We start from the raw sequence: 24,044 nt of genomic DNA on the forward strand, positions 1-24,044 counted from the left end.
TCCACGTCGCCGACGATGCGACCGTCAGGCAAACGATTGAAGCCCACATCGATGACCACCGCGCCGGTCTTCACGATCTGCGGCACGATCAAATTCGGCACGCCGGCCGCGACCACCAGAATGTCCGCCAGCAACGTGAAATTGCCCAAGTCGACGGTCTTCTTGTGACAGATGACGACGGTTGCATCCTGCTGCATCAACATCAGCGCAGTGGGCTTGCCGACGATGTTGCTCGCACCGACCACGACGACATTACGACCCTCGACCGGAATGTTTTCGTGCTCGAGGATTTTCTGCACACCGTAGGGCGTGCACGGCGAAAACACTGTGCTGCCGGTGACCAGGCCGCCCATGTTGTACAGATGGAAACCGTCGACGTCTTTCTCGACCGAAATGCGCTCCAGCACGCTCGACACTTTGATGTGCGGCGGCAGCGGTAATTGCACCAGGATGCCGTGAACGGTGGCGTCGTTATTGAGCCGATCGATGTGCTCCAGCAATTGCTCTTCGCTGGTGCTGGCCGGTAACTCGACCAACTCGGAGCGGATGCCGACTTCTTTGCAGCCCGCAATCTTGTTACGAACATAGGACTGCGAGGCTGGATTGTCGCCGACCAAGATCACCGCCAAGGCCGGCGTGACGCTGTAACGAGAGCGCAGCACATCGACACGGCCGTGATATTCGGCCCGCAGCTTTTTGGCAATCGCCTTGCCGTCGATGATTTTCGCAGTCACTTCAGCTCCCAACCGGACGGTCCCGCCGCCGCGCGGCGACGGGACCTCAAGTGCGGTATCAGTAACGGTAATGATCGGGCTTGTACGGCCCGGCCTTGTCGACACCGATGTACTTGGCCTGCTCGTCGGTCAGCGTGGTGAGCTTGACGCCGAGCTTGGCGAGCTGCAGCCGCGCCACCTTCTCGTCCAGATGCTTGGGCAGCACGTAGACGCCGATCGGGTAGTTGGCGGTGTTGGCGAACAGTTCGATCTGCGCCAGCGTCTGGTTGGCGAACGACGAGCTCATCACATACGACGGATGGCCGGTGCCGCAACCCAGATTCACCAGGCGGCCTTCAGCCAACAGGATGATGCGCTTGCCGTCCGGGAAAATGACGTGGTCGACCTGCGGCTTGATGTTTTCCCACTGGTACTGCTTGAGCGCGGCGATATCGATTTCATTATCGAAGTGGCCGATGTTGCAGACGATGGCATTGTTCTTCATCTTCTTCATGTGATCGTGAGTGATCACATGGAAGTTGCCGGTGGTGGTGACGAAGATGTCGCCGAGCGCGGCGGCATCTTCCATGGTCACCACGCGATAGCCTTCCATCGCCGCCTGCAACGCGCAGATCGGATCGATCTCGGTGATCAGCACGGTGGCCGACAACGCACGCAGCGCCTGCGCCGAGCCCTTGCCCACGTCGCCGTAACCCGCGACGACCGCAACCTTGCCGGCGATCATCACGTCGGTGGCGCGCTTGATGCCGTCGACCAGCGACTCACGGCAACCGTACAGGTTGTCGAACTTGCTCTTGGTGACCGAGTCGTTGACGTTGATGGCCGGGAACGCGAGCTTGCCTTCCTTCGCCATCTGATACAGGCGCTTGACGCCGGTGGTGGTCTCTTCGGTGACGCCCTTCACGGCTTTCAAACGAACCGAGTACCACTTCGGATCGACCTTGAGCTTGGCCTTGATGGCGTTGAACAGGCAGGTCTCTTCTTCGCTGCCCGGATTGTTGAGCAGGCTGAGGTCGGTCTCGGCGCGAGTGCCCAGGTGCAACAGCAAGGTCGCGTCGCCGCCGTCATCCAGGATCATGTTTGAATAGCCGCCGTCCTTCCATTCGAAGATGCGGTGGGTGTAATCCCAATACTCGTCCAGGGTCTCGCCCTTGTACGCGAACACCGGCGTGCCTTTGGCGGCGATCGCGGCGGCGGCGTGATCCTGCGTCGAGAACACGTTGCACGACGCCCAACGGACGTCGGCACCGAGAGCCTGCAGTGTCTCGATCAACACGGCGGTCTGGATGGTCATGTGCAGGGAGCCGGTAACGCGGGCTCCTTTCAAAGGCTGGGACTTGGCGAACTCTTCACGGATGGCCATCAGACCGGGCATTTCGGTCTCGGCGATCAGGATTTCCTTACGACCCCAGGCGGCCAACGACAGGTCGGCCACATGAAAATCGCCCTGGGAAGCAGGCTTGGCAACTGCGCTCATACGTATCTCCGTCAATGGTTGGAGGGCGCCGTTGCCTAATGGCAGTGCGAACCGAGCCTGGCAGGTCACGACAGAACGTCTGAGCTGCTGCAGCGCCCCTCGATTCGCGGGAGCGGGATTCTAGCAAAGTCTCCAGCAGCCGTCCCTGGAGCGTCGACCAGCCGGCACTTCCGTGTCCCGGCGTTCACGCGGTTCGAGGCGACGTTAAGTCGCCTCGAAAAGACATCCGCGTTCACCCATTGGCGGCGCGCTTGATGCCCGCCTCAGCGGCCAGCAATTCGGCCTTGTCGGTCTTTTCCCAGGTGAATTCCGGCTCGCTGCGGCCGAAATGGCCGTAGGCGGCGGTCTTCTGATAGATGGGCCGCAACAGGTCCAGCATCTGGATGATGCCCTTGGGCCGCAGGTCGAAGTGCTTGGCGACCAGCTCTTCCAGGCGGTCGTCCGACACTTTGCCGGTGCCGAAGGTGGTGACCATGATGCTGGTGGGCTTGGCGACGCCGATGGCGTACGACACCTGCACCTGTGCCTTGGTGGCCAGGCCCGAGGCGACGATGTTCTTGGCCACGTAACGGGCGGCGTAAGCCGCCGAGCGATCGACCTTGGACGGATCCTTGCCCGAGAACGCGCCGCCGCCGTGCGGAGCGGAGCCGCCGTAGGTGTCGACGATGATCTTGCGGCCGGTCAGACCGGCATCGCCTTGCGGACCGCCGACCACGAAGCGGCCGGTGGGATTGATCAGATAGTTGACCTTCTTGCCGATCAGTTCCTTGGGCAACACCGGCTTGACGATCTCCTCGATCACCGCTTCGGTGAGCTTGGCGTGCTCGATGTCCGGATGATGCTGGGTGGACAGCACCACGGTGTCGACCTCTTTGGGCTTGCCGTCGACATAGCGAATGGTGACTTGCGACTTCGCATCCGGACGCAGCCACGGCAGCTTGCCGGACTTGCGCAGCTGCGCCTGACGCTCGACCAGACGATGCGACAGATAAATCGCCAACGGCATGTGGCCGGGCGTTTCATCGCAGGCGTAACCGAACATCAAGCCTTGGTCGCCGGCGCCCTGATCCAGGTCGATACCGCGGCCTTCGTCGACACCCTGAGCGATGTCCTGCGACTGTTTGCCGTAGGCCACCAGCACCGAGCAACCTTTGTAGTCGATGCCGTAGTCGCTGTTGTCGTAGCCGATGCGCTTGATGGTGTCGCGCGCCACGGTCTGATAATCGATGTTGGCGTTGGAAGTGATCTCACCCGCCAGCACCACCAAACCGGTGGTGCACAATGTTTCGGCGGCGACCCGCGAATGTTTGTCTTGCGCCAGGATGGCATCCAACACGGCGTCGGAAATCTGGTCCGCAACCTTGTCCGGATGACCTTCCGAGACCGATTCGGAAGTAAACAAGAAGCTGCTGCTGCTCATTAAAAAAGTCCTTTACTCTAGAAACCGAATGCTAACCCGCCGACGGTAACAGCGGGGTGCCAAAATTTTCCCGATAGCGAGTAGCAAATTCGTCGCGGCTGAAGCGATGGTTCTGCGTACCCCGCGATTCGATCTTGATCGCACCCAGCAAGGAGGCGATCTGCCCGGTGGTCTGCCAATCCAGACCGTGCAACAAGCCATGCAGCAGCCCCGCCCGATAGGCGTCACCGCAGCCGGTGGGATCGACCACTGCCTTGGGTTTGGCGGCCGGCACCACGATTTCGCCGGTGCGCGTGTAGATCACTGAACCCTCGGCACCACGCGTCACGATCAACGCTTCGACGTGCTTGAGTATTTGGGCTTCGTTCCAGCCGGTGCGCTGTTGCACCACCTGCCATTCGTAGTCGTTCAGCGTCACATAGGTGGCTTGCGAGATGAAGGTCTTCAAATGCTCGCCGTCGAACAGCGGCATGGCCTGACCCAGATCGAAAATAAAAGGAATGCCCGCGGCGGCGAACTGCGCAGCGTGCTGGATCATGCCTTCGCGGCCATCCGGAGCGACGATGCCGACCTTCACGTCCGTGGCCTGCGACACCTCATTAACATGGGAGTGTTGCATGGCTCCGGGATGAAACGCCCAGATCTGATTGTCGTCCAGATCGGTGGTGACGAAGCCCTGCGCAGTGTGTTCGGACTCGAGCACGCGCACGTGGTCGGTGGGGATGCCGTTCTGCTGCATCCAATCCAGGTATAAGCCGGCATCGCGGCCGACCGTCGCCATGAGGTATCCAGTGTCGCCCAACAGTTTGAGGTTATAGGCGATGTTGCCGCCGCAGCCGCCGTACTCGCGCCGCATCTGCGGCACCAGGAACGACACGTTCAGCATATGAATCTTGTCAGGCAGGATGTGATTCCGGAACCGGTCCTCGAACACCATGATGGTATCGAAGGCCACCGAGCCGCAGATCAATGCCCGACCGTGCCGGGGCGCATGCTGAGTCAACCGCCGTTCTCCTCAAATCTCGAAAGTTTTTAACAGTATACGGACGCGGGCCGAATTGTAGGCCAACGCAATGCCCGAGCGGTGAACCCGTAGGACGGTTCAAGCGTTAACGCAGCTATCCAAGGCGGGGGCTGCCCCCCAGGGGAGTGGACGGATTGATCAACGTGGAGCCTCGCAACCGCTTCGAACGCTCGACGGCTGCCGATTCGTCGCCAGATGCCGACGTCCCGGATGCCCGCCCGGCCTCCATCCTCATCGTCGAGGACGAGGGCATCGTCGCACAGGATTTGATGGAGGCCCTCCTCCGTTTGGGGTATCGCGTCAGCGGCGTGGCCAGCGAAGGCACCCAGGCCGTGGCCATGGCGGCGCAATTGCAGCCCGAGCTGGTGGTGATGGACGTGAGCCTGCGGGGCGAAGTCGACGGCATCCAGGCGGCCCGCATGATGCAGGAACGCTCGCACACCCCGATCATTTTTCTGACCGGCCATCGCGACGCCGAGACCTTGCAGCGGGCGGTGCTGACCGGCCCGCTCGGCTATCTGATCAAGCCATTCCAGGAAGACGAGCTGCGCTGTGCGATCGAGGTGGCCATCCACAAACATCGCTCGGTGCTCGAGGTCCGCGAGCGCGAGGAAGAACTGCGCCGTAGCGCCGAGCTGCTACAGAACCTGTCGTTGATCGACGAGCTCACCCAACTGCGCAATCGTCGCGGCTTTTTCGAGCTGGCCCAGCAGGCGTTGAAGGTCGCCCAGCGCGAGCACTACGCCATGGGCGTGTTCTTCATGGACTTGAACGGCCTGAAACGCATCAACGATTCGCTGGGCCATCAGGCCGGCGACCAGGCCTTACGCGATACCGCCGTGGTCCTGCGGGACACCTTTCGCAGCTCCGATATTCTGGCTCGCATCGGCGGCGACGAATTCGTCGCCATGGCGCACGTGCATTCGACTCAGGACCTGCACGCGCTATCCGGCCGCCTGCGCGAGCATCTGCAAGCGTTCAACCAGACCCATCGCCGCCCTTACCCGCTGAACATCAGCGTCGGCATGACGCTGGTCGACATCCCGACCGAGGAAGACCTCGAGTCGCTGCTGGCGCGCGCCGACGCCGCCATGTACGAAGAAAAGCGCGCTGGCGCCAGCCAGCGCTGAGCACCGCCCCCGCCGCTTAGCGACGGCACCGAGCTATCATGGGTGCCTCGAGGGGACCGTGCGTCCCGCGCCTGATGAGATCCGCCGATGTCGAATGCCGTTGCCACCGACGATCCCTACCGGTGGCTGGAAGTGATTGCCGCCGAGCATCCCGAACGCCTGTTGTTGGAGACCGGCGGCGGTCGACGTTTGAGTTATGGCGCTATGGCCGCGTTGACCGGCCGCTTGGCAGCGTCGCTGGCGGCTCTGCAAGTGGCTCCCGGCGACCGGGTGGTCGCGCAGGTCGAGAAATCACCCGAAGCCATCGCGCTGTACCTGGCCTGCTTGCACCTGGGCGCGTGCTTCGTGCCGCTCAACACCGCCTATACCTTTGCTGAGCTCGAATACTTCCTGGGCGACGCTGCGCCGACCGTCGCGGTCATCCGGCCAGCAGATCTCGAACCAGTGCAAGCCATCGCCCAGCGTTGCGGCGTCACGCACGTTGCAACGTTGGATGAGCATGGCGGCGGCTCGTTATTAGAGCGTGCAGAGTCGGCATCGCCTGCTCGCGCACCTCATGACCCGGCCGCGCTGGCAGCGTTGCTGTACACATCCGGCACCACCGGTCGTTCCAAAGGCGCGATGCTGACTCGTGCCAACCTAGGGTCCAACGCGACCACCCTGGCGCGAGAGTGGCGCTTTAGCAGCGACGATGTGTTGTTACATGCGCTACCGATTTTTCATGTGCATGGCTTGTTCGTGGCCATCAACACCGTGCTGGCCTCGGGCAGCTCGATGTTGTTCCTGCCCAAGTTCGATGCCGATGAAACGGTGCGCCTGTTGCCTCGAGCCAGCGTGATGATGGGCGTGCCCACGTTCTACACACGGCTGTTACAACATCCCGGACTGAACCGCGACACGGCCCGCAACGTGCGACTGTTCGTTTCCGGCTCGGCACCACTGCTTGCCGAAACCCATCGCGAATTCCAAGCGCGCACCGGGCAGGCCATCCTGGAAAGGTATGGCATGAGCGAGACGCTGATGAACACGTCCAATCCCTACGTCGGCGAGCGCATTCCCGGCTCGGTCGGCCCGGCCCTGCCCGGCGTCGAGGTGCGCATCGTGAATCCCGACAGCGGCGCGGTGCTACCGGAGGCCGACAGCATCGGCATGATCGAAGTGCGCGGCCCGAACGTGTTCTCCGGCTACTGGCGCATGCCGGAAAAAACTGCTGCCGAATTCCGCCAGGATGGTTTTTTCATCACCGGCGATCTGGGCAAGTGCGACGCACGTGGCTACGTTTATATCGTCGGGCGCGGCAAGGACCTGATCATCACCGGCGGCTACAACGTTTATCCCATCGAGGTGGAACTGGAGATCGACTCGTTGCCTGGCGTCAACGAGAGCGCGGTCATCGGCGTGCCGCATGCAGACTTTGGCGAAGGCGTGACCGCGGTGGTGGTGCCAAACAATGACGCCACGCTCGATGAAGCCAGCATTCGGCAGGCACTCGAACAGCGGCTGGCCAAATTCAAACTCCCCAAACGCGTGCTGTTCGTTACCGAGCTGCCGCGCAACACCATGGGTAAAGTACAAAAGAGCGCACTGCGCGCACGTTACAGCGATCTTTATAAATAAATATTCTGTTAACAGGAATCTCATGACCGCCACTTTGATCGACGGCCGCGCCGTGGCCGAACGCTTGCGTGAACGAGTTGCCGCTCGCACGGCCGAACTGGCTCAACACGGTTTGATTCCAGGCCTGGCCGTGGTGTTGGTGGGCGAGGATCCGGCGAGTCAGGTGTACGTGGGCAGCAAGACCAAACAGGCAGCAGCAGCAGGCTTGAGACATTTCGATCATCGCTTGCCGGCAACCACCAGCACCGCGGAATTGATCGCACTGGTCGAGAAGCTGAATGCCCAGGCTGACGTGCACGGCATTCTGGTGCAGCTGCCATTGCCAGCCGGCGTCGACAGCGCGGCAGTATTAGCAGCCATCGATCCCGACAAAGACGTGGATGGTTTTCACGCAGTGAATGCCGGCCGCTTGGCACTCGGCCAGGAGGCAACCGTACCCTGCACGCCGCTGGGATGTTTGATTCTGATTCGCGAAGCGACGCGCGAACTGGCCGGCAAGCGCGCAGTAGTGGTCGGGCGCTCCAACATCGTCGGCAAACCCATGGCTCAGCTGCTGCTACAAAACGATTGCACTGTAACGATTGCGCACTCGCGGACTCGCGATTTGGCGCAGCTATGTCGTGAAGCGGATATTTTGGTGGCGGCCATCGGCCGGCCCAAAGCCATCGCCGGCGACTGGATTCGACCCGGCGCCATCGTCATCGACGTGGGCATCAATCGTATCGTCGGCCCGGACGGCAAGAACAAACTGGTGGGCGACGTCGACTTCGAAGCCGCCTTGCCGCACGCGGGCGCTATTACACCAGTGCCGGGCGGCGTGGGCCCGATGACGATTGCGTGCTTGCTGATGAATACCGTGAACGCGGCGATCCGTTCCAAAGCCGGCGCCGTCGGCGCACCGCTCGGCGTTAAGTAGTCGCTAACGTAACGCGCGGCTAGTGGCCGCGCGTTTACTAATACTCAGCGACGAGCCACTTATTCGGCGTCGGCGGTCTCGACATTGCCGATGGTGGCCGACAATTTGTCGATGATCGAATACAGCGAGCCGCGCTCCGCTTCGCTCAATGTAAGCAACATATCCGCCTGACGTTTGCGCGCCACCGGTAGCACAGCTTTGTACAAAGCTGTGCCTTTGGGCGTGATGGAAACCATCACCGGCGCCGCCAAGGCCTCGGTGGAACGCGAGCCACTCTTGATCGCCTTGGTCTTGGTGAGACCGCGCGTCGCCATGACTCGCAACGTGCGACTCACCTGGCCCTTGTCCATGCCGCTGCGTGCGGTCACTTCGGAGAAGCGCATCGGTGCGAAGCGCGCCACCAATGCAAGCAGGCGCCACTCCGGCAAGCTCAACTCGAAGGATTCGAGATAGGGCTTGGTGAGATTGGTGCGCAAGGCGTTCGACAGGCGCGTCAATCGAAACGTGAGGAAGTCCTCCACGTTCAGATGCGCGCCACTGCGCGACACCGCGACCCAGGGCGAAGATGTTTTATTGAACGAGCGCTGACGCGGCTTCTTCTGCGGAGCTTTCACTTACGTGCCGATTCGGCTGCTGCCGAGGAATTGAGGAGGACGCGGATTCTGCCGTAAGCAATCCCGCTTGAATAGAACATCAGCATCGCAAAATGTTGCAAACACGATTTTTTTCATCATCTCGCGTTATGCAAACAAAGCTACGGCAGCATGCCTCGCTGAAATGTTTCTGCGCGAGAATTTGCCGTGATTTCTTGGTTCGTCGTTACTCGCCTCGCAGCGGCGCACCTGACAAATTTTGTCCATTTGTTACTCGGCTCTCGCTATCTGCCTGTTTGCACGCTGCGAATCAGTAGTGACGTTTCCTGTCCATGCGCACGCCATGAGCAGTGCGGAAAAAAACTGATGCGGCGATAAAAACAGACTGCTATGGTCCGGCGCGCTTTGTGGAGCGCCCCATGCCACAACCAGAAGCCCAAGCCCGCGTTCTCGAAGAGTGGTTCCGGTTACCGGAATCGCGCCGCTTGCATGCGACCGATGCAGTGGCGTTCGCGTTCAGGCTATTGCAGGACCGGCCAGAGATGTTTGCGCGCAGTCCTGGGCGCAGCGAGGTCGATTACGACCTGATCGTCAGCTGGCTGCAGCCGTATCTGAATCGCCAGGTCAGCTAGCCCGGCAGCGCCCCTTCAGGCGCCTTGCAGCGCCTGACTGATGCCGCCGACGGTGGCCAGCAACGCTGACAATAATTCCCGATCTTCCCGCTTGCCGGCGCGCCAGCGTCGGAGCAAATCCACCTGCACCAGGTGCATGGGATCGATATACGGGTTACGCAGCAGGATGGAACGCTGCACGGTCGCAGCACCGTCCAACAGCTGTACGCAACAGCGAATGTTCAATACCTGACGTTTGGCGAGTTCATATTCGGCGCGCAGCAACGGAATGAAACGCCGATATTTTTCTTCCACCAGCTGTTCATATACGCGGGCGATATCCAGATCGGCACGCGCCAACGCCAGCTCGATGTCATCGACAAGATTCGTGAAGAAGAACCAGTTCTGGTACATGTCGCGCAAGGCGGCCTCGCCCAGCGTGCGCTCTGCGAGTGCCAGCGCCGAGCCGGCACCGAACCAACCCGGCATCATGTATCGACACTGCGACCACGCGTGCCACCACGGCATGGAGCGATAAGCCGCGATACCGACGCGATCCAGGCGCGACACCGGCCGGGAGCCGATTTGCATGCGCTCCACCACGTCGATGGGCGTGAGCTGGCAAAAGAACTCATGGAATTCGACATCGTCGAACACCAGGCCGCGATAGACGCGCGAGCTTTCCTTGCCCAACAGCTCCATCGCTTCGCGCCAGTGCGGCTCGACCCGTTCCGGTGGCATCACGCCCGCGCGTGACAGCGACTGTGCATTGAAAGCCTGTTCGAAAACCCGCAGCGCTATCGGACGCAGCCCGTATTTCTCATTGATCAGCTCACCTTGTTCGGTGATGCGCAGCCGGCCGCGACGCGCGCCGTCCGGACCGCTTCTAACCAACACTTCGGTGCGACCGCCGCCGCGATCGATGCCTTCAGCCTGACCGTGCACCAGTGTTAACTCGACACCGGCTGCATCGGCAGCAGCAAACAACGATTCCTGCGCCTGACGGATCAGCCAGCGCGCGCGCACGATGCCGCTTTCTTTACCGCTCGCCGAGTAGCCGATCATCACGTACTGATGATTGGCCCGGCCTTGCAAATGACGCTTGTAGGCCGGCTCCTCGAACAACTGTTTCATCATTTCGCCGCAGCGTTGCAGCGACTCGGCCGATTCGAACATCGGCGCCACATCGGTGGGCACATCGCCGGTGCGACGGTCGGCGGTATCGGCCCAGCGCGCCAGCAACAGCACCGACAGTATGTCGTCCAGCCCTTGGGTGCCGCTCACCACATAAGGACCGATGGCATCGTCACCATAGCGGTGCCGAGAGTGCGCCAGCGCTTCCAACACCCAGAGGCTGCGTTTGCCGCTGGCATCCATCACATTGGTCGGGCCTTCGTCGCGTTCCAATGCGTCGCGCAGACGCGCGGTGCGTTCGGTGGAACTGCGCTTCATCCACTCGGGATCGTTGAATCCCTGGCCGATCACGGCACGATGCGCGAGCGCGTTTTGTCGAATATCCAGCGTCGCCAAATGAAAGCCGAAGGTACGCACGCGGCGAATCAGGCGGCGGACTTGAAACAAACCGGCATGCTCGCCTTTGTTGGCCAGCAAGCTGTTGGCGATCAGATTGATGTCGCCGAGGAATTCGTTGGCGTTCTCGTAGTGGTTGGCACGGCCTTCATAGGTGGCGCGCAACCGCTCCATCACCTGACCGATGAACACTCGATACGGCATGCGGTCATGACGTGCCGGCGACAAACTGCCGCCGGAACGCAGTAACACCGTGTATTGCTCGATACGAGCCGACAGCTCGGGAGCGATGCCGACGCGCGACGCACTCTGCGACAGCACCTCGGCCAGGCTCTTACATTCGAGGAAGTAATTGTTGACGATGATCTGTTGCTGACGAGCAATGGTCTCGCGCAACGTCTTGGCGTGCACGTCCGGATTGCCGTCCATGTCGCCGCCCACCCACGAGCCGAAGCGCAGGATCTCCGGCACTTCACGATCCAGCGCCTCCGGACCGTACGCCTGTTCCAGCGCCGCTTCGATTTCCTCGTAAAAGCTCGGCACGATTTTGTAGAGCACTTCGGCGATGAAAAACAGCACGTGCTCGCGTTCATCGGCGACGGTGAGACGTTCGCGCGAATTCTCAGCGGTCTGCCAACCGGAAGTGATTTCGTTACGGATCCGCTCCCACAGCACCCGGGTTTCGTTGGCGCTGCGCGCCAGGCCCAATCGCTTCAACAACAACTGCGCGATCTTCTGCTGTTTGCGCAGGATGGTGCGTCGAGTGGATTCGGTGGGATGGGCGGTGAACACCGGCTCGATCCACATCTGTAACAACAGCCGTCGCACGGCGTCGAGCGACAAGCCCTGTTCCTTGAGCTTATGCACGGCTTCGATGACGCCGCTGGGCTGAGTCTTGCCTTCGTTGAAATAGGCGCGGCGGCGACGGATGCGATGCACTTTCTCCGCCATGTTGACCATCTCGAACCAGGTCGAGAAGGCCCGCACCAGATCGCGCGCCTGTTCCGGGGGAACGTTGCGGGTTCGTTCAGTCAGGTCGCGGGCGCATTGGTTGTCGCCGTCGCGCCGGGCAATCGCGTCCTGGCGGTCGCTTTCCACGGCTTCGAACAAAGCGTCGCCGCCCTGTTCGCGAATGACTTCGCCGACCAGCGCGCCGAGCATGTGTACGTCTTCCCGCAGTTCGGCGTCTTTTTGCGGAAAGGAAATGTCGGAGCGAGACATGGGGGCGCGGAGTTTAGCCCGTATCAGGCCACCCGCGCAGGGAAAGTCTTCAGTAACGACTGCTTGCAGGTGTTGCACGCCTCCGGCTCCAGCCGCGGCAGAGTCGCATCGGCCGGGATCTGCAAAGTGCGCTGGGCGTCCTCGATTTCCTCCCAGGCCCCCAGGCGAACCTGAATCCGCCGGCACCACATACAGCAGCGCAGGCTGCGCTCGTCGCGCGGGTAGGAGGGATCGAGCAAAGCCACCGCCGGACGCGCTTCGCGCCATACGGGCTCACAGATGTGCCTGATGGAGCCATCGCCGAGCGGGCGCAGCTCGATGTCGATCAGGCGGCGCTCGTCGGGCCGATCCACCCGCGCCGGCACGAACACGCTGCCGCCCACGGCCCGGACCCGGCTGTAAAGCAATTCCCACAACTGCCGGACCACGCCGTCGGGGATGCGATCCCAGATCGACCGCCCGATCACCTCGGACAGGGTCGGCCCGGCACCCCGCGCCGGGGCCACGAAATCGCTCCACGCCTGATTGACGAACACGATGCGATCGGTCGCATCGATGATGTACACAGGCCGGACATCTGCAAAATCGTTGACCATAAGCTGTCACGGCCGCGGGAAACTGGACTTGGGAACGATCGCCGCCGTGACAGTTACATCATCGGCGCGGGCTGTAACCCGGCCCATGAGGCTGGCCCTGAATGCCGGCCTAGCCCGAGCGCGGTATGCGGCTGATACGATCACCCCCTCGCACTGGCATTTGCGCTGCATCGGTGCGTCCCCCTGACGAGATCGCCATGACCCTGACCGGACAGATTGCGGTGTTTCTGGGCGCCACGGTGCTGGCCGTGCCGCTGTTTCGCCGCCTGCGCCTGAGCTCCATCCTGGCCTATCTGGCCGCCGGCGTGGCCATCGGGCCGTTCGGCCTGGCGGTGATCGAGGACGCCGAGGGCGTGATGCACATCGCCGAATTCGGCGTGGTGCTGCTGTTGTTCGTGATCGGGTTGGAATTACAACCGTCGCGTTTACGCGCGCTACGCCGCTCCATTTTCGGCCTGGGTCTGGCGCAGGTCACCGTAACCACCGCGGTGTTTACGACCCTGGCCCATTGGCTTGGCTTGCCGATGCATGCCGCGTTCGTTACCGGCTTCGCGGTGTCGTTGTCATCTACGCCGCTGGTGCTGCAATTGTTGGCCGAGCGTCGCGAGTTGAATACACAACACGGGCGGCCGGCGTTTGCGGTGCTGTTGTTTCAAGACATCGCGGTCATGCCCATGTTGGCGATTCTGCCCATGCTCGGTGCGACCGGCGCCACGCAGTCGTTGGGTGCCACGCTGCTCGGTGCGGTCAAAGGACTCGCCGTGCTCGCGCTGCTGGTGTTCGGCGGTCGCTATGTGTTGCGGCCAATCCTGCGGTTCGTCGCCGAGACCAAAGTTGCTGAAGTTTTTACCGCCGCTGCATTGCTGGTCGTGATTGGTACCGCGTTGTTGGTGGATGCCGTCGGCATGTCCATGGCGCTGGGCGCATTCGTCGCCGGATTGCTGCTCGCCGAGAGCGAATATCGTCACGAACTGGAAGCGGACATCGAACCGTTCAAAGGCCTGCTGCTCGGCTTGTTCTTTATCTCGGTGGGCATGGCCGCCAACATCAGCTTGTTGCTGGAACGGCCGTTGTTGATTGCCGCGCTGGTGGTCGGCTTGATGATCGTCAAGGCCGTGCTGTTGTGGGGTATCGCGCGCGTCGCAAAGGTGCCGGCGCGACACGCCTCACCGCTGGCCGTTTCGCTCGCACAGGGCGGCGAGTTCGGCTTCGTGCTGTTCTCACTGGCCGTGAGCTACGGCGTGATGGAACAGAGCCTGGCGCAGATGCTGGTCATCGTCGTGACCATCTCGATGGCTTGCACGCCGCTATTGATCAAGCTGCACGGCGTGTTCGTCGAACCGCATCTGAACAAGGCCGAGCCGGCGCGCGACTTCGACCTGATCGAAGATCACAACAGCCGTGTGCTGATTGCCGGCTTCGGCCGCGTCGGCCAAATCATCGCTCGCGTGCTACGCATGCGGCGCATTTCGTTCACCGCGCTCGAAGCGAGCGTCGCGCAAGTCGACTTCGTGCGCCGCTTCGGCAACAAGGTTTACTACGGCGATCCTTCGCGACTGGAGTTGTTGCAGGCGGCCGGTGCCGGGCGAGCGGAGATTTTTGTGCTGGCGATGGACGACATCGAGGCGTCGGTACGCACCGCCGAACTGATCCAGAAACACTTCCCCAACTTGAAGGTGTTCGCACGGGCGCGCAATCGTCAGCACGCTATCAAGCTGATGGATCTTGGCGTGCGCTACTTCATGCGCGAGACCTACTTCTCCAGTCTGGACATGGCACAGAACACGCTCGAAGCGCTTGGGCTGTCACGCGCCGAAGCTTTGGAAAGCATCCGTCGCTTCGATGCTCACGACCGCAGGGTGCTGGAACTACAACGCCTGGCAGGCGACGACGAGCAGAAGTTGATTCAGTCAGCCCAACAGGCCGCGCGCGAATTGGAAGATTTGTTCGAGGAAGACGTGCGCGGTGGCGAACCTACGCCCGAGCCCGAGAAGCGTCAGGCGACGGTTTGAATGGTACGCACGTAGGCAGCGTGCATCAGGCCTTCGATTGCCTTCTCACTGCGCGGCGCAAGCAGTAGCCGCAACGTGACATCGTCAGAGGGGCGCGCCGGATCGTCGATCAGAATCTGTTCGATGAAGCGCGTGACCCGATGCTGCACCTCGTTGATGAACCTCAACTTCATCGGGTCGATGTTTTGCTGCCCACCGGGCGCATAGAAATTCCGCGCCTCCAAGGTCAGCTCGTACATGAAGTGCGTCATGAAGCGCGCCTGCTCGATGGACGATAACGCCGTAAAATTCCGAATCTCCGACTCGATGTTCATAGTTCCCTCCGTGGCCATCATCGTGGCGCCCGGCCGGCAGCGGCAAGGCCAGTCGTTGAACGGTCCACTGGTCCGGACAGGCGGTCAAAACCCCGGGCCTATGTCACATTGAGGGGAGGTAATGCTGGCTACAGCCGCGTCGCGACTGTGAGGGGGCGCTCAGTTGCCAATGATTTCGCCATCGTCGGTTTGGAAGTCGTCGTAGAACTCTTCCACACAGCTGCGGCAGATGGTGGCTTGCGGGCCTTCGATCAGGCCGTCGACTTCGAACGGGCGTTTGCCGCAGAACGAACATTTCAACCCCGCGGTTTCCGAATCGTAGAATGCCAACGCTTCCTCCACGGTGACGTTGGTGTCGATCCATCGATTGCTCACTCCCGGGTAAACGCGTTCCGCGTCTTCCTTCGCCTCTTCGACGCTATCGGCGCCGGAGGTGCCGAGCGAGATCCATTCTTCGTCGCAATGAAAAATCTGCGGGCTGGCATGCGCGCTCAAACCGACTGCGATGGCGAGTCGGGGCACGGCATCGAGCGACGGCTCTTCGGCGAACGGCGAACTCGCACCTAGGAAAGGAATGTCGTCGACGAACGCGTACGAGATGACGCGCGCGGCGTCGATGACGGGAGGGGGAGGATTGCGTTTGCTCATTGTCAGGAAGATTCGCATCCGGTGAAGTGCGCTGCAAGTGTACCGGCTGACTGTTCTGGCCGTTCGGGCCGTGCGGTGTGTCTGCCGCAGGGAACGCCTCTCATTTAACGTGAGCCGTCATGGCAACCTCCAACATTTTGTTGAGCCAAGCAGACGGACCGGAACTCGTCGCGACTGCGCGCGATTTATTTAAAGAATACGCGGAAGCCATCGGCACGGATCTCGAGTATCAAGGATTCGCTGCTGAGCTCGCCGCTTTGCCTGCGCCTTACGTGCCGCCGCGAGGCGCGCTGTTCATTGCACGCGTTGACGATGAGTTGGCCGGTTGCGTGGCGCTACGCCCGCTCGATGACGGCACCGGAGAAATGAAACGTTTGTATGTTCGGCCGGCTTTTCGCAGTGTCGGCTTGGGCGTGCGTTTGGTCACCGCTGTTATTGAAGCTGCCCGCCTCGCCGGTCACCGCGAACTGCGGCTCGACACGCTCGCCAGCATGACGTCCGCGCAAGCGCTGTATCGCCGTCTCGGCTTCGTCGAGACGCCGCCGTACAACGACAAGCATTTGCCAGGCACGCGCTTCTACGCGCTCGACCTGTCCAGATAAAACGCACCGGCTTGGGAAGAGGCCTCCACACAACGCGCCTTCTTCCGACTTGGAAATAAAAAAGCCTCTTCCAGCACGGAAGAGGCTTGGTATTTCAGCCGAGGCTGCTTGGGTTCAGGCCGGGAAGAAGTCGATCGGCTTGGTCACAGTGATGGTGCCGACATCCTTGGCTTCGAAGCGGAACAGCTTCACTCGTGCCACCAGCTTGCGTTCCAGCTCCGGATCGTTGAGCGAGCTGGACACGATTTCGCAGCGCTGAATCGAACCGTCGGCCGCGATGGTCAATTCGAACACCACCTTACCCTGCAGGTCCGGCTTGTCACGCAGCGCGCGGGTGTACAGCGTATTGATCGCACCCTTGTTCCGGTCGAACACCAGCGCGATCTCTTCCTCGCTACGCGAAGCCTTACCGCTGCCAGCGCCACGCTGCACTTTGTCTTGAGCCTGCTGAGTCAGCACGGCCGACGTCACCTGCGTCGTGTTGTGACCTTCCAGCGCGCCTTGGCCGCCGCCATAGCCACGGCTCAGCGCCGCAGTGTTGATACCACCGCTGCTGGCACCGACCTTGGAAGTCAACAGCGAACGCTCGGAACGCGTTTGCTCGCCGACCTTGCCGGTCAAATTCTTGGTCTGTGCAGCCTTGTCGAGCACGGTGTTGTCACGCAGGTCGGCGAGCTGGTCCAGCACATTAGCCATGGACTTCTGCGCACGCTCACGCGCGGTGGGCTGCGGCTTGGGCTCGGGCTTCGGCTGCTCCACCGGCTTGATGGGCTCGGGTTTCTTTTCCTCGACCTTGGGCGGCGGAGGCGGCGGTGGTGGCACCTTTTTCTCGATCACCAGTTTGACGATGCGATCGGGAATTTCCGGCGCCTTGACCAGCGATTTCTCCGGCACGGGGATCAAGGGAATCAAAATCGCAAAGACAGCGAACACGATGAACGCGTTACGCACCACTTTGCGGAAGCGGGCTTCGACCTCCTCGGTCGGCGACCAAGGCAAGTCATATAGACGGTAATAAGGGGCGAGACCGGTGCTGGTGGCTGTGCTCATGAGTGGCTGCTCCTTTAGCTACCCTGGGCACCGGAGAACGTCGCGGCACGCGCACTCGCATTCGGCGAGATCTTCGGGCCCGCGCCCTCACGCTCCACGACCGCCAGCGACACCTTGCCGTAATCGGCATCGGTGCAAGTCGCCATGATCTTACGCAGCACGCTGTACGGCGTATTGCGATCGCCCATGATGGTGACCTCGCGATCCTTGATCTCTTGCTTGGCCGCGTCGGTCAGCACCGTGTCGGCCTGGCTCTGCAACGCCAGCTTCAGCGGCTGAATCACCGCATCCTCGGCAGCGATCACATCCGCCACCTTGGCGATGGCCTTGCCATCCACCAACAAATCTTCCTTGGTGATCATCACCACCACGCTGGGCCGCGGCTTCTTGTCCGAGAGCGATTGCGGAATGGCAATGCTCTTGGTGTTCGGCAGGATGTCCACGTCGGAGTTATGCACGAGCAAGAACACCGTGAGGATCATCAACATGTCGATGAAAGGCACGAGCGTCATGTGGCCCGCTGCCTCGGCGCCGCCGTGCTTGCGCTTACGATGACGTTTGATGCGATTGATCATGTCGGCGCGTCTCCCACGGACACATCGGGGAACAACTCGCCATAGGTCCAGCTGTTCTCGCCCACGCTGAAGACACGCACGGTGTCCATCACTTGCACCAGCGTGTCATAGGCAATTTCCTGTTCGAGCAGGATGGTGGCGTCGGTCTTGTCGGGATACTTGGTCTTCACCAGCTTCAAGAAGTCCTGCAGCGCGACCAGATCGTAGCTGCCGCCCTTGACCGGCATGGTCTGCAGTACGCCGGTGCCGCGATCGGAGACTTCGATCTTGTCCTTGCGAATGATCACTTCCAGATTCAACCCCTCGGGCAGGTCCGGCACCGCACTGTCGGCGCCCGGCAGGTTGAGTTCCAGAATATTGGTCTTGGTGAACACCGCGGTGAAGATCAGGAAGAACACCAGGATGATCATCATGTCGATCATCGGCACGACGTTGATTTCGTGCCGGCCACGGTAGCGCGCATGATTGCGCGTCACCCGCCTCTGTGCCTTGGACTGAGCCATTGTCTATCCCTTTAACGGATCGCTGCGACGTTCTTCAGCTCAAGCGAGACCGTGAGCAGCGCGGCCGCGCTGTTGCGCCGGCGCCAGATCGTCACTGCCGCCTTCCACGTCCTGACGGCGCTCGACCACGGAGTTCATGAACTTCACCGAGGCGATTTCCAAGCTGTCGATCACCTTGGTGGTCTTGGCTTCCAGGAACATGTGGGTCAACAACAGCGTGATGGCGACGAACAGACCGGAAGCGGTGTTGTTCATGGCTACCGAGATGCTGGCCGCGAGCAAGCTGGCCTTCTCCGCCGGGTTGGCCTGCGCGATCGAGGCGAACGCCGCGATCAAGCCGATGACCGTGCCCAACAGACCGATCAGCATGCCGATGTTGGCCAGCGCCGAAAGGTAGTGGGTGCGCTTTTCCATGCGCGGAATGATTTCGAGCAAGCTCTCGTCCATGGCCTTTTCGACGTCGTCGCGTCGACGCGCGCTCGCCAGGCGAGCGATACCGTAGTTGAGCACGGTAGCGATGGAGGACTTGGACTTGGAGGTGATGGCCACCACCTGCTTGAAGTTACCGCTGTTGATCAGCGGCACCACCTGCGCCCAGACGCGACGATTCTGGGTGGTCTCGTTGGTCAGGTAGATGAAGCGCTCGATGGAAATGGCGACGCCGACCACGAAAATGGCGGCCAACGGATACAGGAAGAATCCTCCCTCGCGGAAGAAATTCACTATGAAGTGAACGAGTTCCATCGTCAGTAACTCCTATGCGGTGCGGGCTCGAAAATAAAGTGGGCTTTATGGCCTTACATAAATACGTGCGCTGCGACCTACTTCTCAGTGCTTTGAGGTTGCGGGCTCGCCGGAGCGGCCGCACCGTTCATTGCACCGTAGTAGGTCACTTCTCGACGAAAAACGTCACGATCCACCGGCGTCAAGGCTTCATCGAGCAGCGTGTTGAACGGCTGCGCGGGCAAGTCGCCGAGATCGGATTTTTTCCAAGGCACGATGTACAGCACCTTGGGCAACTCGCGGTTGCCGGTCACCACGGTGGTGTCGAGATTCAATCGATCGTTACGCACCACGGCTTGCGGGCCGCCGGCGCGTTGCGATGTGGTCGTCGGCTGCGCCGCCGCCTTCTTAGATTCAGTGGGCTCAGTGGCCTCGGCAGCGGCCGGCGCAGTGACAGTTGTCTTACTGGTGTCCACGGCCGGGCCGGCGGCGGTCGCTTCTTTCGACAGCGTGCCGGGCTTCTCTTCGGCCGCATGCACGGCGGCCGAAGCCAGGACCAACATCAAAGGCAGTGTGCAGCGCATTGCTGTGCTCATGGTTCGCTCATCCTGCAGTTTGGGCACTGCGCGGCTCGGCGCCGATTCGTTTCTTCAACTCGGTCACCCAACCGGTGACTTTGGCATCGGGCGTCGCTGCCAACTGCAAATAACGTTCGTAAGCTTCCAGCGCACGTTGCGGCTCCTGCAGATACAGGTCGCACAGCACGCCCAGATTCAAATAGGCCAGCGCATAGTTCGGATCGATCTGTACCGCGCGCGTATAGGCTTCGTCCGCCTCCTTGAAGCGCCCCAGCTTGCGATACACGATGCCGAGCTGATTGAACGCCGCGGCGTTGTTGGCGTTACGCGCGATGGCCTCGCGAATGGCCTTTTCCGCCTCGTCTAATTTGCCGGCCTTGGCGTGCAGGATGCCCAGATTCAGCAGCGGTCCGGAATACGATGGATACGCAGTCGCGAGCGAGCGAAAGCCCTGCTCGGCTTGCGCGAGATCGCCTGAACTCATCAGGGTCACGGCACGGTCGAACTGTTGCACCGCCTCGGGTGGCAACACGGGTTCGGCCGCTGCAGTCAGCGCTGCGGCTTCTTCGGGCGAGCCCGGCTTGGCCGACTGTTTCGCTGACTGGGCGGGCAGCGCCGGCTCAGACTCTGTCGGTGCCGATCCACAGCCTGACAGCAAAAGACCGAGCAACGTACTGACGATCAGTCCGTACCGCGTCTGATGCCGGGCTACGCCGCTATCAAGGCAACTTCGGCACATAGTCTTCACTGATCTCGGTCTTGGCGTAACGCGCCGGCAACAACTTGGCCAACACATCGAAGCTGCGCTGGATCCATTCGTCGTAGACACCGTCGCCGGTGCGCTTGGCATTGGTCTCGTGCAGCTCGATGGCCTTTTCCTCGAACGGAAACGCCTGCTCTTCCAGCAACACGTCGTACTGTTCCTTGGCCTCTGCGTCCAGATTCTTGGGCCGCTCCGAGGTCATCAAGTCGGCGCCCAGCTGACGATACAGCTCGGCCATGCCGAAGGTCGCCTGCGTAGTGACTTCGGCCACGCCGTAATCCAGCGCCTGGCCGTAAATGGCCAAGGTCTTTTCCATGGCGCTGCGCTTGTTCTTGAGCGACTTGTCGAGCGGCACCGACAACTTGATCGAGTTGTACAACGCCGCCGGCACGGCCGCGGTTTCGATGGTTGCCTTGGCCGCCAGATATTTACTGCGGTCGGTACGAGCGGCGCCAGCCGATTTGTCGGAGCGGATGATTTCATCCAGCCATTGCGAACGAGTCTTGACGTCGTTCTGTGCCTTCGCCATGTCGGCAAGCTTCTGGCGCGCATCCATGGCCGGATCCAGCGGCGACGGATATTCCTTCACGTAGCTGGCATACAAGCGACCGGCGTTGGTCGGCGAACCCGCTTTGTCATAGAGCTCTGCCGCCTGCCACAACGCCGCGCGGCGCACTTCGACCGGCTCTTGCGGACGGGCCGCCACGCGCTCCAACTCAGCCGCCGCTTGCGTGCCTTTGCCGAGTTCGAGATAGGCGACCGCGAGCGAACGGGTCGCATCCGGCACCAACTCATGATTCGGATAGTTGCGACGGAACCCTTCGAGTACTTGCGACGCGCGCTCCCACTGCTTGTTTTGTAGCAGGATACTGGCCGCGTCGTACTCCGCGTTGGAACGCGCCTTCGAGTTCGGCGCCAACGCCGCGACACGCAGGAAGTCGTCGACCGCACCGGTGGAATCGCCGGCCGTGCGTTTGGCTTCCGCTTGTTTGTAAATCGACGCAGCGATGCGCTCTTCGATGCCCGCACGATCCGGATCGTTGGCCGGCAGGAAGCCTTGCACGCGCACGTACGCAGCCTCGGCGTCAGCGAAGCGGCCACGATCGAACAACGAGTGCGCCAGCAACGTGGTCGCGGTGCGCTGGAATTTGCGATCCACCGGTGGATTGCGTTCCAGGATGGCGGTCGACACCTCGATCACCCGATCGAAATCGTTCAACGCGAACAAATCTTCGTCCGCCTTGGTCTGGACGCGCGCCGATTCGGGATGCTCGGGGAAGCTGGTGGCGAACATCAACGCACTTTCGATGCCTTGCTGGTGCCACAGATGCTTGGACTCGCCCTGCAAGCTCGGCTCGTGCTTCTGATACGACACCAGTGCGGCATAGCCAGCAGCGGCCGACTTGGCGTGTGCCGGATAATCGTAGGCCGTTGTCTCGTATTCCTTCGCGGCTTCGGCGAAGCGGCCAGACTCGAACAACACTTCACCCAACGTGAAACGTGTCGCCGGAGCTTCGGCGTCCTGCGGGAACGAGTCCAGCATGGCGCGATACCAACGAGCCGCGGACGTGTAGTCCTCGGGCTTTTTGTCTTTCTGCGCCAGCGCGTAGTGATATTCGGCCAAGTCCTTCTGGTTGGACTTCAACTGCGCAGCGACTTCGGGCGCATCGGCCACAGTGCGCTCACGCCAGAACGCCGAACCGAACGCGTAACGCTCGACGAACGATTGTTTGCCTTCGATGACCAGCGACGCGAAACCACCCTTGGCATAGGCCTCGATGGTGCGCATCTGCAGCGACGGCGCATAACGCGAGTCGGGGCGACGCTTGGCGAACGCTTCGTACGCCAGCGCGGCGTCTTGATAACGTTCCTTCTCGATATAGAAGTTGCCCAGCGCTTCGTACAACTGATGCGCGTACGGCGGATCGCCGCGCTCGGCCAAAGCGGCATCGAGCGTCGCCGGGCCGTCGAGATCCGAATACGTGATGGCCATGGCGCGCAAGGCGTCATCGGTCAACTCACGCTCCGGGCGACTCAGCGAGTCACGATCGCGCAGCTGACCGTCCTGAACCAACACGCGATCCAACATGCGCAAGAATGCAGCGACGCTTTCTTCGCCGCGCGATTGTTTGAACAGCGACCAGCCCAGCTTGTACAGACCTTGTTCGAAGAAGCCGGTGTCGGCTCCCGGCGTGGTCACCGCGATATAGGCATTCTCAGCGTCGCGGTACTTGCCCATGCTGAACAGGATTTCGCCGCGACGGAACTGCGACTCGACCAGCCATTGGCTGCGCGGATAAGTCGCCACCAATTTGTCGAGCACCGCCAACGCTTTCTCGGGCTGCGCCTGCGCTTCATACGCACGCGCCAGCTGATACATGACGACGTCGTTGCGTTCGTAGTCGGGATAAGACTTCAGCAGACCTTCGTACAGCGTCACGGCTTCGGCAACGCCGAGCCCGCCGAACTCTTCGCCGGTGCGCGCGCTCTCGTCCACTTCGACCTGCAAGTCGCCGAGACGCCGCATGGCTTCAGCGCGCATCTTGTCGTTCTTGGATTCCAGCTCCAGGAAGCGACGATATTGTTCGATGGCCTGTTGGGCCTTCACATCGCTGGGCGGATCCGGGTTGACCTTGACCTCTTTTTTGTCGAGATCGCGGATGGTCCGCGGCGGCAGCTTATTGGTTTGCTCGGCTGCCAATGCCGGCATCGCCACGGCACTCGACAGCGTGAACGCGATCAGCACGCGCAGCTTGCGATGGCTCATGGCGTGCCTCCCTTCTCACTGCTCTCGCCGGTGGCTGCCTTGTCGTAAATCGAAGCGAGCGCGAAGCGCGCCTGCAACGAGTACGACGCCAGCCGCTGCTTCTGCGATTCCAATTCCTTGATGGCAACCGCAGCGAGATAACGATTCTGCGCCTGAGCCGTCGCGTCCAAACGCGCGCTCAAGCCATCCATACGCGGCGGCAAACTGGCCACGCGACGCGCGAACTCTTCGGTCCGAGCCGGATAGTCGCCGCGAGCTCGTTCGACCAGCACCGAGCGACGCCGAGCTTCTTTATAAGCGACGTCCAACTCGCGAACTTCCTTGCGCGCGCGCCACAGACGCGCCTTGTAACTGGAGTTGAAATCCCACAGCAGCTTGCCGCGAATCAGACGCGCCTTCTCGCGCATCTCCTGCACCATGGGATCGTTCTGATCGGCCTTGGCCAGCACTGCTTCGATCCGCTGCACCTTGGCCCATTGTTCCTTTTCGCGTGAGGTCGCCAGCGCCGTCACGTCGTTGTCGCGCTCGGTAGCTACCAGTCGCGACTCCAATTCGTTCTTGTGCGCTTCCATGCCGTCCAGGTCGACGCTGTCGAGCGTCTTCTGCAAGCCTGGCACGCGCTGCTCGTAGGCACGGCGAC

23 protein-coding genes and 1 riboswitch are annotated in these 24,044 nt (G+C 61.4%); of the genes, 6 read left to right on the top strand and 17 right to left on the bottom strand.

Translation table 11 applies throughout. The annotated features are described in order from the left end of the window. The 4 genes from JNL55_RS22300 to JNL55_RS22315 all read right to left on the bottom strand — a co-directional run. Positions 1-734: bifunctional 5,10-methylenetetrahydrofolate dehydrogenase/5,10-methenyltetrahydrofolate cyclohydrolase (locus JNL55_RS22300; RefSeq protein WP_293859126.1), on the bottom strand; the 734-nt coding region annotated here is incomplete at its 3' end. 58 nt (positions 735-792) lie between these two features. Then, positions 793-2,211 (bottom strand): adenosylhomocysteinase, encoded by a 1,419-nt coding sequence (ahcY, locus tag JNL55_RS22305; protein ID WP_293859129.1) that lies wholly within the window; start codon positions 2,209-2,211, stop codon positions 793-795. 16 nt (positions 2,212-2,227) lie between these two features. Continuing rightward, positions 2,228-2,318: riboswitch (S-adenosyl-L-homocysteine riboswitch) on the bottom strand. A 125-nt stretch (positions 2,319-2,443) separates the two neighbouring features. Next, the gene (gene metK, locus JNL55_RS22310; protein ID WP_293859132.1) at positions 2,444-3,631 is read right to left on the bottom strand and encodes a methionine adenosyltransferase; all 1,188 of its coding nucleotides are present in this window, start codon (positions 3,629-3,631) and stop codon (positions 2,444-2,446) included. Between the two features lie 31 nt (positions 3,632-3,662). Continuing rightward, positions 3,663-4,568, bottom strand: coding sequence for a carbohydrate kinase family protein (locus JNL55_RS22315; protein WP_415923141.1), 906 nt, complete (start codon positions 4,566-4,568; stop codon positions 3,663-3,665). A gap of 230 nt (positions 4,569-4,798) precedes the next feature. Between JNL55_RS22315 and JNL55_RS22320 the strand changes: the two genes are divergently transcribed. From JNL55_RS22320 to folD, 3 genes are all read left to right on the top strand, one after another. Beyond that, positions 4,799-5,785, top strand: a complete 987-nt coding sequence (locus tag JNL55_RS22320) for a diguanylate cyclase domain-containing protein (protein ID WP_293859138.1) — start codon at positions 4,799-4,801, stop codon at positions 5,783-5,785. A gap of 87 nt (positions 5,786-5,872) precedes the next feature. After that, entirely contained in the window at positions 5,873-7,402 is a 1,530-nt protein-coding gene (locus JNL55_RS22325; protein ID WP_293859141.1) for a malonate--CoA ligase, read from the top strand. Positions 7,403-7,424: 22 nt separating this feature from the next. Beyond that, positions 7,425-8,318 carry a bifunctional methylenetetrahydrofolate dehydrogenase/methenyltetrahydrofolate cyclohydrolase FolD gene (gene folD / locus JNL55_RS22330; protein WP_293859144.1) on the top strand — a complete coding sequence of 298 codons (894 nt, stop codon included), beginning with the start codon at positions 7,425-7,427 and terminating at the stop codon, positions 8,316-8,318. A gap of 59 nt (positions 8,319-8,377) precedes the next feature. Here folD and JNL55_RS22335 read toward each other — a convergent pair whose 3' ends face one another. Beyond that, the gene (locus JNL55_RS22335; protein ID WP_293859147.1) at positions 8,378-8,932 is read right to left on the bottom strand and encodes a MarR family winged helix-turn-helix transcriptional regulator; all 555 of its coding nucleotides are present in this window, start codon (positions 8,930-8,932) and stop codon (positions 8,378-8,380) included. Between the two features lie 398 nt (positions 8,933-9,330). On the opposite strand from JNL55_RS22335, the gene JNL55_RS22340 reads away from it, so the two are divergent. Beyond that, a complete protein-coding gene (locus JNL55_RS22340) occupies positions 9,331-9,543 on the top strand; it encodes a hypothetical protein (RefSeq protein WP_293859150.1) in 213 nt (70 codons plus the stop codon). Between the two features lie 15 nt (positions 9,544-9,558). Here JNL55_RS22340 and JNL55_RS22345 read toward each other — a convergent pair whose 3' ends face one another. Next, positions 9,559-12,273, bottom strand: a complete 2,715-nt coding sequence (locus JNL55_RS22345; RefSeq protein WP_293859153.1) for a phosphoenolpyruvate carboxylase — start codon at positions 12,271-12,273, stop codon at positions 9,559-9,561. 23 nt (positions 12,274-12,296) lie between these two features. Continuing rightward, complete coding sequence (locus JNL55_RS22350; protein WP_293859156.1) at positions 12,297-12,869, bottom strand: PAS domain-containing protein; 573 nt, start codon at positions 12,867-12,869, stop codon at positions 12,297-12,299. A gap of 197 nt (positions 12,870-13,066) precedes the next feature. On the opposite strand from JNL55_RS22350, the gene JNL55_RS22355 reads away from it, so the two are divergent. Next, a complete protein-coding gene (locus JNL55_RS22355) occupies positions 13,067-14,881 on the top strand; it encodes a monovalent cation:proton antiporter-2 (CPA2) family protein (RefSeq protein WP_293859159.1) in 1,815 nt (604 codons plus the stop codon). On the opposite strand, the gene JNL55_RS22360 is transcribed toward JNL55_RS22355, so the two are convergent. Together JNL55_RS22360 and JNL55_RS22365 are read right to left on the bottom strand one after the other, a co-directional pair. Next, positions 14,866-15,195: a hypothetical protein gene (locus JNL55_RS22360; protein ID WP_293859163.1), complete on the bottom strand. Its 330-nt coding sequence runs from the start codon at positions 15,193-15,195 to the stop codon at positions 14,866-14,868. The two genes, JNL55_RS22355 and JNL55_RS22360, sit on opposite strands and share 16 nt — an antisense overlap. Positions 15,196-15,354: 159 nt before the next feature. Next, on the bottom strand, positions 15,355-15,843 hold the full coding sequence (locus JNL55_RS22365) for a ClpX C4-type zinc finger protein (RefSeq protein ID WP_293859166.1): 489 nt from the start codon (positions 15,841-15,843) through the stop codon (positions 15,355-15,357). Positions 15,844-15,962: 119 nt separating this feature from the next. On the opposite strand from JNL55_RS22365, the gene JNL55_RS22370 reads away from it, so the two are divergent. After that, entirely contained in the window at positions 15,963-16,445 is a 483-nt protein-coding gene (locus tag JNL55_RS22370; protein WP_293859169.1) for a GNAT family N-acetyltransferase, read from the top strand. A 114-nt stretch (positions 16,446-16,559) separates the two neighbouring features. On the opposite strand, the gene JNL55_RS22375 is transcribed toward JNL55_RS22370, so the two are convergent. From JNL55_RS22375 to JNL55_RS22410, 8 genes are all read right to left on the bottom strand, one after another. Beyond that, a complete protein-coding gene (locus tag JNL55_RS22375) occupies positions 16,560-17,495 on the bottom strand; it encodes an AgmX/PglI C-terminal domain-containing protein (RefSeq protein WP_293859172.1) in 936 nt (311 codons plus the stop codon). Positions 17,496-17,509: 14 nt separating this feature from the next. Continuing rightward, complete coding sequence (locus JNL55_RS22380) at positions 17,510-18,070, bottom strand: ExbD/TolR family protein (protein WP_293859175.1); 561 nt, start codon at positions 18,068-18,070, stop codon at positions 17,510-17,512. Next, the gene (locus tag JNL55_RS22385) at positions 18,067-18,573 is read right to left on the bottom strand and encodes an ExbD/TolR family protein (protein WP_293859178.1); all 507 of its coding nucleotides are present in this window, start codon (positions 18,571-18,573) and stop codon (positions 18,067-18,069) included. The genes JNL55_RS22380 and JNL55_RS22385 overlap by 4 nt, the downstream gene beginning before the upstream one ends. A gap of 39 nt (positions 18,574-18,612) precedes the next feature. Continuing rightward, complete coding sequence (locus JNL55_RS22390) at positions 18,613-19,317, bottom strand: MotA/TolQ/ExbB proton channel family protein (protein WP_293859181.1); 705 nt, start codon at positions 19,315-19,317, stop codon at positions 18,613-18,615. 77 nt (positions 19,318-19,394) lie between these two features. Continuing rightward, positions 19,395-19,892: a hypothetical protein gene (locus JNL55_RS22395; RefSeq protein ID WP_293859183.1), complete on the bottom strand. Its 498-nt coding sequence runs from the start codon at positions 19,890-19,892 to the stop codon at positions 19,395-19,397. A gap of 7 nt (positions 19,893-19,899) precedes the next feature. Beyond that, a complete protein-coding gene (locus JNL55_RS22400; protein WP_293859186.1) occupies positions 19,900-20,613 on the bottom strand; it encodes a tetratricopeptide repeat protein in 714 nt (237 codons plus the stop codon). Further along, entirely contained in the window at positions 20,594-23,404 is a 2,811-nt protein-coding gene (locus tag JNL55_RS22405; protein ID WP_293859189.1) for a tetratricopeptide repeat protein, read from the bottom strand. The genes JNL55_RS22400 and JNL55_RS22405 overlap by 20 nt, the downstream gene beginning before the upstream one ends. After that, positions 23,401-24,044 (bottom strand): hypothetical protein (locus tag JNL55_RS22410; RefSeq protein ID WP_293859192.1); only part of this gene is annotated, 644 nt, incomplete at its 5' end. The genes JNL55_RS22405 and JNL55_RS22410, both read right to left, overlap by 4 nt.

The organism is Steroidobacter sp. (assembly GCF_016790065.1).
In the GTDB taxonomy this organism is placed as follows: domain Bacteria; phylum Pseudomonadota; class Gammaproteobacteria; order Steroidobacterales; family Steroidobacteraceae; genus Steroidobacter.